Genomic DNA, 15,884 nt, shown 5'->3' with positions numbered 1-15,884 from the left:
ATTCACCCCAGTTAGGGGGTGGGCCTGATGGAAGACGCGGACGTGGTGGGCCTCCAGGCCTACGCCGACGAGTTACGCGAGACCTTCATGCGCATGCAACGCGAGGCGAGCGATCTCAACGCCAAGGCCCAGGCCATCCGGGTCACCGAGAAGTCCGGCGACGGGCTCGTCTCGGCCACGGTGAGCGTCCGCGGCGAGCTGATCAGGCTCGATCTCGACCCCCGGCTGTACCGCCGGCCCAACGCCAGGGGGCTGGCCGACTCGATCACCGACACCATCCGGCGGGCCACCGCCAAGGCCCTGGAGGAGCTGGTCGAGCTCTTCGAGCCCGTGGTGCCGCCCGAGCAGTTGCGCGCCCATCTGGAGGGCGACCTGGAGGCCGTGCTCGATCAGTTCTCCGGCCCGCTGCCGGGAGAGAGACGCCGCCGATGAGCGCCGACGACCGGGCGGACGTGCACATCCGCGAACCGATCAGCAACAGCCTGAACCAGTGGGACGCCATGGCGACCGACCTGAGCACCGCCTGGCCGGCCATCGCGGCGCGGATCCGGGCGTTGAACGCCGCCCACCCCCAGGGCGGCGGGCCGGACGGCCTGTCCTTCAGCAAGCAGTACCTGGCGGGCGGGGGCCCCGAGAGATTCCTGCGCGACACCGATGACCTGATCAAGGAGATCTCCGGCTCCGGGCCGCTGCTGCGCGCGACGGTCTCCAACACCCTCACCACCGAGCAGGCGATCGACGTGGGCCTGTCGAACGCCTACCGAAAAGCATGATGGCGGGCAAGGGCGACGTCACCACCGCGACCGACGAGGCCCGGAAGCCGGCGGGCGGCACCGGCGCGTTCGACGGCGGGATCGCCACCAAGGACGTGGAGCCCGTCTGGCAGACGGAGGCGCTGCCCGGCTGGGTGGTCCACCACCTGGTCCCCCTGCTGACGGCGGGCCAGAGCTGGCCGGAGGGCAGCGAGAGCAAGCTCTGGGAGTTACGCGTCGAGTACGTCAAGCTGATGAACCTGCTCATCAGCACCCTGGACCCGACCTCCGCCACGGTCCAGACCCTGAACGGCAGCCTCCAGTCGCCCGCCAAGCCGGCCATCTTCAAGCGGCTCGCCAAGCTCTACGACGACAAGGCCGGCGTGGTCGCCAAGGCCCAGGAGTCCTTCTCCTACGCGAAGATGGTCGACAACTTCGCCCGCGAGACCCAGTACACCAAGCTGTCGATCAACGTCGCCTTCTGGATCGCGGTGATCGCCGCGTTCGTCGCCCTGATCGCCGCGGGCTTCTTCCCGCTGGCCAGCCTCATGCTGCGCAGCGTGGGCGCGGCGGGCGGGTCCAGGATCGCCCTGATCATGGAACGGCTGGCGCTGGTGGCGGCCAGGTCGGGCCCGGTCGCCGCGAGCGGCCAGATCTCCAAGCTCGCCGGAGCCGGCGCGGGCCGCTTCTTCAACGCGGCGCTGGCGGCCGAGCTGTTCGAGGAGATCTCCGAAGAGCTCGTCATCGACCTCACCACCCAGTACCAGCAGATCAGGATGGGCACCCGCGACTCGCTGGACTGGAAGAAGGTCAAGGCGGCGGCGATCGGCGCGGGCGCCGGCGCGATCGCGGGCACCAAGCTCGGCGATCCGATGTCGCGCTTCGCCAACGACCTGCCCGGCATCTCGCGGCTGAACCGGATCGCGGGCGACAACCGCGGCGTCGGCAACGCGTTCCTGCGCTTCCCCGGACGCGCGCTGAACACCGGCCTGAACAACATGGTCGCCTCGCCCGCCGGCAGCATCGTCGCCAACTACGCCGTCTACGACCAGTTCGCGCTGCCGGGCGCGGAGGGGTTCTACGGCGGCTTCCTCGGTGGCGCGGGACGTACGAACACCCTCAGCCCGACCAACCTGGAGGTCCTGCACGCGGCCGTCACCCCGGTGACCTCGCTGAGCGGCGTGTTCAACGAGGCGATGGCGGCCCAGCGGAACGCGTCCACCATCACGACGGCTCCCGGCCTCGGGGACCTCTCCTCCGTCCCCGCCCCTCAGACCGGTTCGCCCGACGCCGGCGGGAGCCCGGTGTTGCCGCAGGGCGACCTCTCCGGCGGGGGCAGGCGGGACCGTACGAGCACGGTCACCGAACCGGCGGCGCCCCAGCAGCCCGCACCCAAGGCGGCCCGAGCCGTCCAGACGCCGGACGCCGCCCCGGACACGCCGCAGGCCCCCCGCCCCCAGCACACCGGCGACACCAAACCCCGCCAGGACGCCCCCACCCCTCAAGTTCAATCCCAACCGCAGGCCCAGCCGCAGGACCAGCAGGACCGATCGCAGGACCCGCGCCCAGACGCGCGACCGGTGTCCCAGCCGGCCGCGCAGGACGCCTCCCCCGCCGCCGATCAGCAGGCCGCGCCCACGACGGACCAGGCGCCCGCCGAAACGCCGCACACCTCCCCCGGCTCGGACACCGCCGCCTCCCAGACGCCGGCCACCACCCCGGACACGACCACCACCCCGGACACGGCCCCCGCTCCGGACACGACCACCACCCCGGACACGACGCCCGCTCCGGACACGACCACCACCCCGGACACGACGCCCGCTCCGGACACGACCACCACCCCGGACACGACGCCCGCTCCCGACCGGACCAGCGGCACCCCTGACACGTCCGGCGCCCCGGCCGAGAACACCACCCAGGACAGCACCGGCACCCCGGAGACCGCGCGGACCGGGGGCCCGCAGAGCGTCGGGGAGCCCCGTACCGGCGAACCCGCTCCGGCCCCGCAGGACACCGGCACCCTCACCACGGCCGAGACGGCGGCCGCCCCCGGCCCCACCCTGCAGACCCAGGCTGACCCCACCCCGGCACCCGCCCAGCAGCCCGCCACCCCCGGCCCCGCCCTGGTCACCAGGCTGATCGGCGCCGTCCGCCGTACCAGGGACGCCCATGCCCTCGTGAGCGGGCGTCCCGTCAAGCGCACCAGGTTCGTCGCGAACGGCCGCGAAAGGGGCGTGCCGGCGCTCACGGTGGCGGAGGCCAGGGCGGCGTTCGAGGTCGAGGTCCTCGCCTCCGACCTCGGACCCGAGGTCACCGGCATGCGCTGGACCGCCGCCGACACGCTCGTGGTCGAGGTCACCGGTCTCCCCGACCAGCGGTTCACCTTCACGGTGGGCCGCGTCACCCGCAGCCGGCTGGGCCGGACCGTGCTGTACGCGAACGGCGAGAACAGGGTGCGGCTGGCACCTGGCGTGGCCCCCGACCAGGTGGCCAGGCTGATCCTGCACGAGATCGCCGACACGTTGCACGCCAGGAACCAGCCGCGCCAGGGCCTGATGCGCCGCCTGATCACCCAGCCGAACGAGCGCGACGAGTGCCTCACCGCCCGCCGTCGCGAGCTGGTGTTCCTGACCCGCCGGATCGGCGAGACGAGCGGCATCGAACGGTCCGTCATGGAGGCGGAGCGGGACGCCGTACGCAGGATTCTGGAGGCCCACGGCGAGTTGGAAGTGGGTGAGTCGCGACCGGCGCCGGCCCGTCAGTCGACGAACGACCTGATCGACCTGCTGACCCGCCACGACCAGGCCGTCGCCCAGCTCGAACAGGATCTCGACCAGGTGCTGGCGCAGCAGATCGACCGGCTCCTGCGCGTGGAGTCCGACCTCCGGCTCCTGGCGATGACGGTCACCGACATGGGCACCTCCTCGCTGCTGACGGCGGCGTCCCAGGCGAGGGCCGCGTACGAGAGCGCCCAGTCGCTCGTGCACACCGCGGGCGCTCCCGGCAGGAAGGGCACCGAGTTCGTCAGGGCGCTGCACGCGGCCCACCAGCTCCGCCTGCGGTACGAGGAGCAGGCCGACCCGGCCGTCCTCGTTCCCGCGCTGCCCCAGGCCGCCGAACCGGACGTGCTCGGCGCCCACATCGCCGCGCTGCGGGCGGCCGCCGACGAGCTCACCAACCCGGCGCGACGTTCACCGGGCACGGCGGCGGAACGCCAGAGCGCGGCCGACTCGGCCGTACGGGCCGCCGAGACGTACCAGTTGCTCCTCGACGAGACGGTTCAGGCGCGGCGCATCCTGATCGCCCCGCCGCACGAGCTCGCCTCGCAGCTGCTCCGCCTGGGCGCCACCCACGAGGGGTACTACCGTAAGCTCACGACGCCGGACCTGCTGACGAACACGCGCGACGCCCAGGCCATCGACGCCACGCTCGGCGACCTCCTCCAGCGCGTGTCGGACCGGCGGGCCGCCGCCACGGCGCTGCGTACCACCATCGAGGGGTTCGACGGGGTCGTCAGAGCGCAGCGCGCGGCGGTGCGCGCCTACAACGAGGCGGCGAGCGCGCCGTACGTGCTCGCCGCGGAGGCGCTGGCCGCGCGGGACCTGGAGGGCGCACGGAGGTGGCGGGCCATCGCGGCGCAGCTCGCCCGGCTCGGCGCGCTGCACGAGGCGGCCGAAGGCCTGGCGATCGCCGCCCGCGACGCCCACGAGGTGCTCGCCGACATGCTGAAGGGCGTGGCCTCGGGAAAGCCGGTCGACCACGCCGCGCTGAACGCCGCCGCGCGAGCGGCCGCCACGGCCATGGAGGCGTACCAGGATGCGGTAGCCGCGCTGCCGCCCGCGACACCGCCCGCCCTCTCGGTGCCCGAGCCCCCGCCCACCGCGCTGTCGGAGCTGAGGGCGGAGGTCGAAGCGGAGGAGAGGAGGCTGGAGGCCGCCTGGGCGCACAACCTCGAACTCAGCAGCCGTCACTGGCACCATGCCGAAGAGTCCTGGGACCAGGCTCGGGAGGCCTGGAATCACGCTTTCCTGCACGGCCTGAACGAGGACGACGGCGCTCCCGAGCGCGCGCGTCGGCAGGTGCTGGCCGCCGAGCAGGCGGAGTCCGCCGCCAGGTACCACGCGCGGGCAGCCGAGCGGTACGCGGCCGCCGCGATCGCCGCGAACCAGGCACTCGATGCCACCGACGCGACACTGACCGCCCTGAACAGGGTGAACAGGCCGGACAAGCCCAGAACGCTCCAGGTCGAAGTCGCCCTCCAGGAGATGCGGAGCCGATCGGACGCCTACGACTCGGCACACCGGGAGGCACTGCCGCCGCCGCACGCCCTGCTGGCCGCCTACACCGCCGGCCCGATCGCCAACCTGGCCCCGCTGACCGAGCTGGTCAACAAGCTGCTCACGGACCAGGGCCTGTCCGCACGCTTCTCCCAGGAGGAGCTGAGGCGGGCGATCCGCCAGGCCTTCCAGACCGCGCTCGCGCCGGACGGCCTGCTGCTGCGCCTGAACGGGACCGCAGGCGCGGAACTGCGGATCCGGTTGACGCTTGACGACCTCATGGAGGTGGTGAAGCCGGCCGCCTCCCACTCCGAGACCATGCTCGGACAGCTGCCGCAGGGTGGCGGCAGGGCATCCGCCACCGGCCGCCGCTCCAGGGGGTTGACCTTCGACCGGGACATAATGGACCTGGGCCGGCATTGGATGCGGAGTACGCCCTGGGAGACCCTCCACCACATCGCCGACCACGGTGTCCTGAAGCTCAAGTGGAGGCGGGGTGGCACTCACTCCGTCTCCACCTCGGCTCAGGACAACTGGCTGGGCGGCAACGTCGAGGACAATCGCGGCACGGCCACCATGTTCACCGCCAGGGCGAGCTGGAGCGTGGAACTGCGCACCGCGTCCGGCACCCCGGTGACCGCCTCGCCGCCCGCCGGGGAGACCACGCGTCAGAGCCTGTGGCTCTCGCACGCCTATCTCCTCGATCCCAGTGACCAGCCCCTCCAGCTTCCCGAGGCCGACCGGCGGCGCTCCCCCTTCCCTGAGCACGTCGTCGTCAGCATGACCGGCCTGCTCGATATGGCCGAGCGGGTGACCGGGCGGCTGCCGAAGGTCATGCGCAGCCCCGTCGCCCGCGACCAGGTCGTCACGGCGATCACCGAGGACCTGCCCGGCAACCTTGGCACGGCCGTCAACGATCCGGCGGGGCTGCGCCGGACCATCATCGTGAACGGCCGGATCCATGGCGTGATGACGATGCGCACGACCGTGCTCCCCGGGGACACACGTGTCGGCGGCCCCAGCACCAAGCACCACCAGGAACGGCTGCGCGTCGGATCCTCCCACGCGGGCCAGAGCCATTCCGACAGCCACGACACGGCCCTCGGGGGTGCCGTGGGGTGGACCTCGCAGACGGCCGACCAGACCGGTCAGCACCACCCTGCATGGGAAGCCGCCCTCCGCGGCGATGTGGACAGAGCGGCATCCGCGTCCACCGGCGTGACCGGCGTGGCCATCCATCCGAGCGTGCATCGATGGGCGGGTGAGACCCAGGGCTACCTGCTGAACATGGTGCACACGGTGACGATCCAGATGGACGGTCAGGACCCGATCACCCTCGTCTCCGACCCGAGCACCGGACTGTTCCGCATCCCCGAACCGGACGCCTACCGCTACGGCCTGCCGGTCGACCCGGCAGCGGAGATCGGGCGCGACGCGGACGGCAACGTCGTGCTCAGAGGCGATCCCGCCAAGGTCGATCCGCCCGGCAGAATCGGCGCACTGCCCACCTGGTACGGGACGGGCGAGAACCAGACGCGCGGCGCGGGCCCGGCGCTGGTTCAGCGGATCACCGGCATGGACTCGGTCCGGGAACAGGTCGAGAAGTATCTGCGCCGCGAAGGCGTGTTGCCGAAGCTCAAGAACGGCGTCCCCCACTACTCCCTCGACGCCTCGGTCAGGGCGAGCCAGATGGCCAACGAGCAACTGGTCGCCGAGCAGTTCTCCGCCGAACGCCTGGAGACCGGCTACGACCAGGCAGCCCAGGCGGGCCTGATCGTCAACCTGGTCCACCACAGCCCCCTCGGCCCGGCCGAGCACTACACCCTGCGGATCAGCCTGAGACAGGACTTCGACAACGCCGTCTACGAGGGGGTGACCGGCGCCGAGCCGGTGGTGAACCTGGACATCGGCTCCGACACCTACACCTCGTCCCGGAACCTGACCGGGTCGTGGGGAGCGGGATTGGGAAGCGGACTCTCCCTGAAGGACGACCCCGGCCTCGATCTCGGGGGATCCAACCTCTCCGCCGGCCTCGGCCGGAACCGCCAGGTGGAGCTCACGACGGGCAGCACCGTCAACCAGGTGAAACTCCTGGAGGGCACCGGGCAGAGCGCGGTCTTCCGCATCCCGCACGTCGTCCAGGTCGAGCGGCTGACCGGGGCGAAGCCCTGGACCGTGGCGGAGGGACGGGCCGGGGACGCGCGGATCGTGCTCCCCTCCGACCTGCTCCCGCTCGCGCTGTCGTCCGACGGGCACCCGCGTCCGCCGGGGCCGCGGCACCGCACCTCGACGTCGGTGCTCCGGCGGGCGACCGTCGCCCACCTCGACGTCGGCGACATCGCGACGACCGTCGCGGACCTGCTCGACGGTTCGCTCGACCGCGGCTCGCCCGCGTTCCAGCACCTCGCGGCGTTCTTCAACGTACGCAGCCTGGTCAGCCACCCCGAGGTGTTCACCACCGGTCACCGGACAGGGGTGGACCGCCAGACGGCGAAGGGGACGGCGCGGCACCAGCCGGTCCGCCTCCGCCTGACGCAGGGCCAGTCGCGCTTCCTGTCCGCCACCGACATCCTGGTCGGCGACATCAACCTCACCCTCAGTTCCCAGAGCAGCACCACCCGGATCTCCAGACCGCGGGACGTCGGGGGCTCCATGGGAGTGCCGGCGCCCGGTGAGCGGGCGGAGGAGGGGAGCGGCACCACCTCATGGGGGCGTACGACCTCGAACGAGCGGAAGCTCATCTCCGGCCCCGAGCGACTGACCATCGACACGGGCAGGCACTACGCCTTCGTGATGGACGTCGCCGCGAAAGTGACCGTGGGTTCCGGCATCGGCGCGAAGACGGTCACGCGGAACGACGGCACCGCCGTCTACCTGGTCGCCGAACGTGACGCGCTCGACCTGTACGCGAACAGAGAGGTCGAGCTGCCGCTGCACCAGCTCGCCGACGCGGCCGAACGGGTGATGAACGGCGACCTGAAGCTCGGCCGCCGGGTGGCGGTCAGGTTCATCACCCGGTACCTGGAGGACCTGAAAAGCGCGAGGACCGCCCATCCGTCGGGCGTCCCGGGCCTGACCACCCTGCCCGGCGTCCCCCTCAGCCGGGGGCACGACATCGGCAGGGCCCTCGCCGCGCTCCTCGAACTGTTCTCCTCCGAGACGCTGGCCGAGATGATGCCGCCGGGGGTTCCGCCGGGCCGGCCCGGCGAGACGGACGCCGAGACCATCGACCGCATGCTGAGCCGGCCGGAGTTCCACCACCACGTCCAGGCGCAACTGGAGGCGGCCGCCCGGCGGCTGGAGAACGGCGAGGTGGCCGCCGTGCTCGCGCCGCCGTACCAGGACGCCATCGGCATGAGCACCGTCAAGGGCGTCAGCCTCCGTCCGGAGGACCAGCCTGGCGCCGAGGTCGAGCTGCTGGAAGAGATCAAGGAGGCCGTCGAGGCGGTGGCTCCGGGCGCGCTCGCCCGGGACACCGAACTGTGGCGCGCGCTGTCGGCCGACTTCTCCGGCAACAGCTGGCTGGGCAAGATCGACACTCTGCTCGACCCGGACTCCCCGCCCGCCGAGTACACCGTCAGGGGCGACGGGCTCACGGACACCCTTGAGGTCACCGTACGGGCCGTGCTCGGCGATGACGTCCAGTATCGGGGCGAGGTCTCCGACGTGGGGCAGATCCTCCAGCTCTACACCATGCACGAGGAGAACGTCTCCGAGTCCTCGGCGCTGACCGGCACCTTCGGCGGCAAGGACACGGAAGACGACATGGAGTCGGGTTCCACGGGCACCGACCACGGACGCGGCGCCTCGGCCGCGAGCAACCTGCAAGAGACCCGGGTGCAGCGGGCGGCCTCGTTCGAGGGGACCAGGGCGGAGGTGCGCCAGGGCATCAGGCTCGTGGTCGACGTACGGCGGGTGAGGTCCACGTCGCCTGTGGAGGACGCGTCGCTGGTGGCAGAGGTTTCCCGGCAAGTCTCGGGAACCATCGACCGGCTCGTCCCGCCCGGCATGGTCGCGCGCGCGGGCACCGCTCCGCAGCCCGCCGTGGCCGATCCGCGGCCCTTCCCCGTGCCCGAGAACTTCATGGTCGAGAGCACGCGGGTGAAGGACCTCGCCAAGGCCGTCGAACAGCACCTGAAGGCGACGGTGGGCCGCGACCTCTCCCTCCGGGAGTCCCGTGCGCTCGCCCGGATCCTGACGGGCAGCAACCGGAACGTCAACTTCGAGCTCATGACGGCCGAGGACGGGCTCATGGTGCTCGAAGTGCCGCTGGCGCACCGCAGGGTGGCGCGCGTGCACGTCGGAGCGGTCTTGTCCGAACCCGTGACCATCGCCCAGGGTCACAAGGACTTCGAGATCGGGCAGGTCGACCGCAGGCAGTGGGGTACGTCCGCGAGCGCGGACCGTACCCGGTGGTTGCCGGCCGGGTTCTCCGGCGGGAGCAAGGACATAGGGAGGTGGCTCCCGTTCGGCCTCAAGTTCGGCATGGGCGGGAGCTACCGCAGCCAGGGCGTCGACGGCGCGTCGGTCGGCGGCGGCAACCGCAGGGAGACCAGCGTCTTCGAGAAGGCCGACAGCAGTTCGGTCAGGTTCCGGGTCGACTACACCGTACGCGTCGAGGTCTCGCCGGCCCAGAAATCCGGGCAGAGGCCGCCGCAGGGGGCCGTCCGCGTCGCCACGGGCCACGCAGATGTGATCGTCTTCGACGAGGTCATGCGGGAGCTGGCCGAACAGGCCGAGAACCCGCCGCCGGTTGCCGGCCACGGGGCTCCCGGGCCGGTCGCCCCCGCTGCCGCCGCCCTGCCGGGGCCGGTCGGCCCGGAGACCGGGCGGCCCGTTCGTTCGTACGGGGAGCTCAGGCAGGCGCAAGTGGACGCCCGCGATCGGAACGAGAACGTCCTGGTCACGCTCCGGCCTCCGTACGGGCCGCCCCTGACCTACGTCGCCACCCCCGACGGCCGCCTGACGGCGCAGGGGGACGACGGAGGATTCGGGCGGCGCTTCGCCGGACTGCCGTCCTCCCTGATCGCGGTGGCCGAGCAGCACGGCATGGACCTGCTGGCCCTGCACGAGCGCACCACGCCGAGGACGGACACGAACCCCGCCGCCTCCGTCGACCCCGCCGGACGCCCCGAGCGGCAGGCGGAGGCGGATCAGGCCCCCAGCCTCGCCGAGCACCTGAGGAACGAGCTGAGCAGGCGCGGCATCCTGCCGGCCGCGGATCCGGCTGCCTGGCCGGCCAAGAACAAGCCCGACGACGCGGAGAACGGGTCGGGCGGCGCGCCCCGTCACACCCACGCCTCCCCGCTCAACTCCGCGTTCGTCGCCGACGGCCGCCCGGCCGACGAGGGCGACCTCACCGTCGACGAGGCCAGGAAGGCGTTCAACAACGAGCTGCTGCTGGAGGACTTCGGCGGCGTCGCCGGCGCCTGGCGGGTGGTCTGGGACGGCGGCGACACCCTCGTCCTGGACTCCGCCCTGCTCGGACAGGTGCACTTCAAGTTCCGGGTGGGGCCGGTCGAGGGCGGCTACCTGGGCGAGACCACGGCGACGAACACCGGCGAGCGGGACGATGCGCACCTGGTGACCCTGGCTCCCCGCGTCGCCTCCGACCAGGTCGCCCGGCTCGTCCTGCACGAGATCAGCGACGTGCTCCAGTTCCGTACGGCAGGCGAGCACACGCACCCGCACGCGCCGGGAGAGGCCACGCGCGACGAGTGCGTCACCGCCCGCCGCAACGAGCTGCGCTTCCTGGAACGCAAGCAGCGCGAGGCCCTGGCGGCGGGCGACACCGCGGCCGCGGACCGGCTGGCCGTCGAGATCGCCGCGGTGGAGGCCGACCTCGCCGCGCGCACCGGCCCCTCGCACCCCATCGACGCCCTGATCAACTGGACGGAAGAAACCGACACCCAGGAAGCTTCAGACCCCCGAGCCGCCCCGGAGCCGGAGGTCCTGGGCATTCCGAGTGATCCGGAGCTGGCGGCTCTGGGTGTCCGGGGCGAGCCGGAGCCCCTCGGCGCGAACGTCTCCCAGGTGACGCTGGCCGACGGCTCCCCCGCCCTGCTCCTTGAGGAGTCCACCCCCCAGAGCAGGAACCTGACCCTGCTGATGACGCAGCTGGCCCACCGCCTGGGCCTGGTCGGCCCCGCCAGGGCGGCCGGCGACCGGCACATCCTGATCGACTGGACACCCACCGCCACCTCCGGCGGCTTCCTCGGCACCCGCGAGGCGGTGCTCGCCGGATACCTCGCCACCCTGGCCGACATCACGCCGCTGGTCACCAGACCGGCCCTCCATGTGCTGCCCAGCACCCGCCCGCTGCTCGACCTGTTCCTGCGCGAGGACGCCTCCGGCCGCCGCGACTGGGTGAGCAACCCGCTGTCCCCCTCGGACGTGCGGGTGCTGGGAGCCATGCTGGAGACCGCGCGCGAGGACTTCGCCCGGATGGGCCTGCAGTCCCACTACGACGAGATCGTGCGACGGCACCAGGGCCTCGCGGGTGGGCCGTTCGCCGGGAACGCGGTCGGCCTGGAGAGCGTGCTGGCCGCCGTGCCGGGGGCCGAGCTGCCCCTCGCCCGTGTGGCGCCGCTCAGTGCCATGGACGAGGGCCCGTCCGCCTCGCTGACGGGCCTGGATCCGGTTGCCGAGGGCCGGGCCATCAACGCGGCTCGACGCCTCCGCGTCAACGTCGAGCAGGCCATCAAGCAGGGCGTCCTGCCGGAGCGGGCGTCGGCACTGGGCGACGTGGTGACGTTCGCCGACGGGTCCCGCGCTCTCAGGATGCCCATCGTCGACGCCCCGGAGGTCCTCGTCCGCGCGCTGGCCAGACAGGCGCTCGGCCTCGCCGGCCCGGCCCTGCACCTCGACGAGGACGGGTACGTGTGGCGTACGTTCGGCAGCGACGCGTTGCGGGCGAGCGTCGCCACGGGCGTCTCCCGCGTGCTCGACGTGCCGGGGTCACACGGGCGGACGACCGAGGTGGTCTTCGGCGACGGCCGGCGGGCCCTGCGCCGCGAGTTCCCGACCCGCGCGGCGGCGGACGAGCACGAGGCCAGGCTGGAGGAGGCGTACGAGGCCGGTGACGGCCTGCCCGGCTCCCATCGGGCCACGCCTTACGTCCTCTACGAAGAGGTCCGGCAGCCGGGGGAACCCACCCCCGAGACGCAGGCCCGCCTGGCCACCCGGGCGCTGTACACCTTCCTCGCCCACGGCGAGCCCTTGGACCACGCGACGCTGCGGCGGCTGCTCGACGTCAACCCGCTGCTCGTCCGGTTCGGTGAGGCCGGCGACTGGGAGTTCCGGGGCGGCGCCCCGGTCCTGGCCCCCGGCGACGTCGCCTGGGTCACCGCCGCCTTCGAGGCGCTGCGTGACACCTTCGGCGCGTTCTCCCTCGGCGACCGGTACGAGCGGTTGCTGAACATGCTGAGCCGGTTCACCGGCTCCGACGACGCGAGGCTGATCCCGCTGGCGTTCTCCGAGGACCGGACGACCGTCGAGTATCGCGTGCCCGCGTGGCGGCCCGCACCGGGAACGGACCCGATCCTGGGCGACCTCCTGCGGAACGATCACCTGGCGCAGGTGAACGCGGAGAACCGGACCGACGTGATCTCCCGGGCCGACGCCGAGCTGGCGGCACGGGCGAGCGCGGAAGGGCACGTGTTCGCCCGGGTTCCCGACGGCCTGATCCCCCAGGGCATCCTCTGTGGGGAAGAGTTCACCGTGGACACCTTGATCGACGGTGTCGACGACGCCGGCCATCTGGCCGAGGGCCCCCACGGCACGCGGGTGACCATCCTGGCGTCCGACTACGTACCGGTCGCGGACGTGTCGGGCAAGCCGCATCACGCGCTGTTCAGGTCCGGCGCCCGGTTCACCGTGACGGCGGTGATGACCGCCGACAACGGTGAGGTCCATTACTTCCTCAAGCAGCACCAGGCCCAGGAACCAACGGGACCGGTGGTCACGCCGACGATCGGGCTCACCGATGAACTGGCCCAGGACGTGGCGAGCCATCTCCGGCGGAACGCGGTCACCTCGACCTCGGCGGGCCTGCGCGTCCGCAGCGGTCTGGACGTCGACGCGGCGAGGCGGCACACGGTGCGGCCCGTCAACGGCGCCTTCGTGGTCGAGGGCCGCTACTCCCAGCGGGGGATGATAGTCGACGACCGGCTTTTGCGGGCCGAGGTGGTCGCGGCGATGCTGCTGTGCTCCCCCGACCTGCCGCAGGACGCCACGATCGTCCTGGCCGGCCCCCATGACGGGACGACGGCCTTCGCGCAGGAGCTCGCCTGGTACACCGGGCGGGTCGTGCTGGCCGCGGACGGAGCCGTGGAGACCACGTCTCTGGGCAACCTCCGTGTCGGGAACGCCGCCGAGCCATCGGCGCAGCTGCGGTTCTTCCTGCCCGCCGACACCTCGGCGGTGGTCGGGGAGCAGCTCAAGGCCTGGCTCGGTCCCAAGCTGGCAGCGATGCCGGAGGATCCGCGGGCCAGTCGGGTGGAGCGCAAGGGAGCCGGCCGTCCCGTCCCGCGTCTGGCGGCCGTCAGGCCCGTCGAGTCGTCCGGCCCGGTGTCCGCGCCACCGCTGAGCGCCCGGCACCGGGAGCTGATCTCCGAGCATCGCCGCGAGGTCAACGCGGGCATCTGGTACCGCGACGAGAACTCCGCGGTCATGCCCACGGCCGATCCACGCCTGCTGCGACGCACCATGAACACCATAGACGTCGCGATCGCCGGTGACGGCACCGGTTTCTTCATAGGCTCCGAACGACTCAGCGCGGCCGACCTGGGCACCATGCTCGCCCACGATCCGCGCGTGCTCGCGCAGCCCGACGCGTGGATACGCATCCTGGGCTGCGAGACGGCCCGCGACCCGGCGGTGCTCCAGGAGCTGGCCGACCTCACCGGCCGGTCGATCCTGGCCGGGAACGAGATCGTCTACATCGGCGCCGACGGGCAGGCTCACACCGCGGCCGTTCAGGGATACGACGCGGACGGGCGGCCGGTCTTCCCGTTCGACGACGACGGCCAGTGGTTGCAGGCCCACCCGTCCAGGAGGGTGACGCCCGCCACGCCCTTCGCCGTCCCGGCACCGCCGCCCGTCCTCGAACGGCGTGGCCTGCCCCAGAGCGTCGTCGACGAAGCGCTCGCGGCCGATCCGCACGAGTGGGAGTTGTTCGGGGAGCAGGGCAAAGACGGCACCGTGGCGCACCTCACCTTGGAGGACGGCACCAAGATCGTACGGAAGCGGACAGGCATCGTCGAAGCCAGGGCCGAGATCCTCGGGTCACTGGTGGGACGACTCATCGGCGCCGACGTCCCCATCGTGGTCGCGCACCCGACGGATCCACGCACGGTCTTCATGGAGTACGTCCACGGCACGCACCCCGCCGAAGGCAGGACGGACACGGACGCCAAGCGCAACGCGATCCTGATCGAACTCCTCGACCTGTTGATCCTCAACAACGACCGGCACCTGAACAACCTCTACGACACGGGCTCCGGTCTGGCCGGCGTCGATACCGGACGCGCCTTCATCGTGCCCCGCGTCGATCGCGGACGCGCCGCCTTGGTGACCGGCACCGACACCAGGTCCGTCCCGGCAGTCGGTAAGACTCTCCGCGGCAATTTCGTCGCGGCCGGACCCGACGACCGTCCCGTATGGGTCGACAACCCACTGAGCCGGCAGGACGTGGACTTCCTCACCGACGTCATGGTGTCGCTGGCTTCCCATTACCGGGAAAGCGGCTTCCTTCCCGCCTACGAAGAGGCGCTCAAGAGGCTGTACCACATCGGGATGCACGCCAAGGGCGAGATCTCGCTGCTGGCGCCGCCGGCACCGGCGCCGGCCCGGGTCCAGAGCCATTTCGGCTGGGACTTCGACGACCACAACGAGGTCGTCGAGGACGTGACCCGGCGGCTGGCGGCCGGCGAGGACGTCGCGTCCGTCGTGCCGTACATGACGCGAGACGCGATGGCCACGGACGTGGCCTTCGGGCTGGAGCTGGAGTTCGCCCACGCGGGCGGGACCATGGACGTCCGGGCCGGCGACGTGCGCCTGATGGCCGCCGAGCTCCACCGGGCGGGGCTCGCCGCGAGCCCGGAGGTGTTCGGTCACCACAAGGCCCCCGACTCGATGAGCGGCCGGCCGTACATGGAGCGGGAGGCGAACCCGCGTCTCATCGCCGGCGAGTTCGTCTCCGGCATCCTCCGGGACACCGAGCGGACGTGGGCGGAGCTGGCCCGGATCACCGAGATCATCAAGTCCCACGGCGGCGAGATCACTCCGGCGACGGGCGGGCACATCCATGTCGGCGCCCCGGGTCTCGGCACCGATGTGAAGGCCATGCACCGGCTGCTCACGCTCTACTACGGCTACGAGGACATCCTGTTCCGGCTCGGGCAGGACCCCAGGGAGCCCTTCGGCATGCACCGGCCCTACCGGCACTGCGAGCCCAACGAGGTCACCGGCGGCACCGAGCGCTCGACGGAAGAGCTCCGCGAGGTCCACCGCCGCCCCTCCGCACTCAACCTGGCCCATGTCATCGGCACGGCCGACGATCACGTGGAGTTCCGCCACAACGACGGGCACCTGGATCCCTCGTTCATCCAGGCACGGATCAAGCTCGTCGCCGCCATCGTGGACTACGCGCGCAACGGCGAGGAGCACCTGCCCGCGCGGGAACAACTGGGCACCCACCTCGAACACGACCGGGACCCGCGACGGGACGCGGCCTCCTTCATCGAGATGGTGAACACCCTGTTCCCCCGCCAGGCCGACAAGGAACAGCTGACCGCCCTGTTCGCGATCACGACATGGCAGCCGGCCTCGGACGACGGACGATGGTGAGCGA

3 protein-coding genes are annotated in these 15,884 nt (G+C 72.0%); all 3 read left to right on the top strand.

The genetic code is table 11. From position 1 onward, the window contains the following. Positions 1-27: 27 nt before the first annotated feature. From AB0J97_RS26780 to AB0J97_RS26770, 3 genes are read left to right on the top strand one after another with little or no spacing between them, the layout of a single operon-like run. Positions 28-432 (top strand): YbaB/EbfC family nucleoid-associated protein, encoded by a 405-nt coding sequence (locus AB0J97_RS26780; RefSeq protein ID WP_364092972.1) that lies wholly within the window; start codon positions 28-30, stop codon positions 430-432. After that, a complete protein-coding gene (locus AB0J97_RS26775; protein ID WP_364092970.1) occupies positions 429-773 on the top strand; it encodes a hypothetical protein in 345 nt (114 codons plus the stop codon). The genes AB0J97_RS26780 and AB0J97_RS26775 overlap by 4 nt, the downstream gene beginning before the upstream one ends. Continuing rightward, positions 770-15,880, top strand: a complete 15,111-nt coding sequence (locus AB0J97_RS26770; RefSeq protein WP_364092968.1) for a hypothetical protein — start codon at positions 770-772, stop codon at positions 15,878-15,880. Before AB0J97_RS26775 ends, AB0J97_RS26770 begins: the two co-directional genes overlap by 4 nt. Positions 15,881-15,884 lie beyond the last annotated feature (4 nt).

Origin of the sequence: Nonomuraea sp. NPDC049607 (assembly GCF_040675375.1) — a bacterium.
GTDB lineage: Bacteria > Actinomycetota > Actinomycetes > Streptosporangiales > Streptosporangiaceae > Nonomuraea.
Note: the sequence above shows the minus strand (reverse complement) of the source record. Positions and strands in the feature narration are given on the sequence as shown.

What these genes read in the sequence shown, in the direction of transcription:
- AB0J97_RS26775 (WP_364092970.1), top strand. Translation starts at nt 429, where the DNA reads ATGAGCGCCGACGACCGGGCGGACGTGCACATCCGCGAACCGATCAGC.
- AB0J97_RS26770 (WP_364092968.1), top strand. Translation starts at nt 770, where the DNA reads ATGATGGCGGGCAAGGGCGACGTCACCACCGCGACCGACGAGGCCCGG.
- AB0J97_RS26780 (WP_364092972.1), top strand. Translation starts at nt 28, where the DNA reads ATGGAAGACGCGGACGTGGTGGGCCTCCAGGCCTACGCCGACGAGTTA.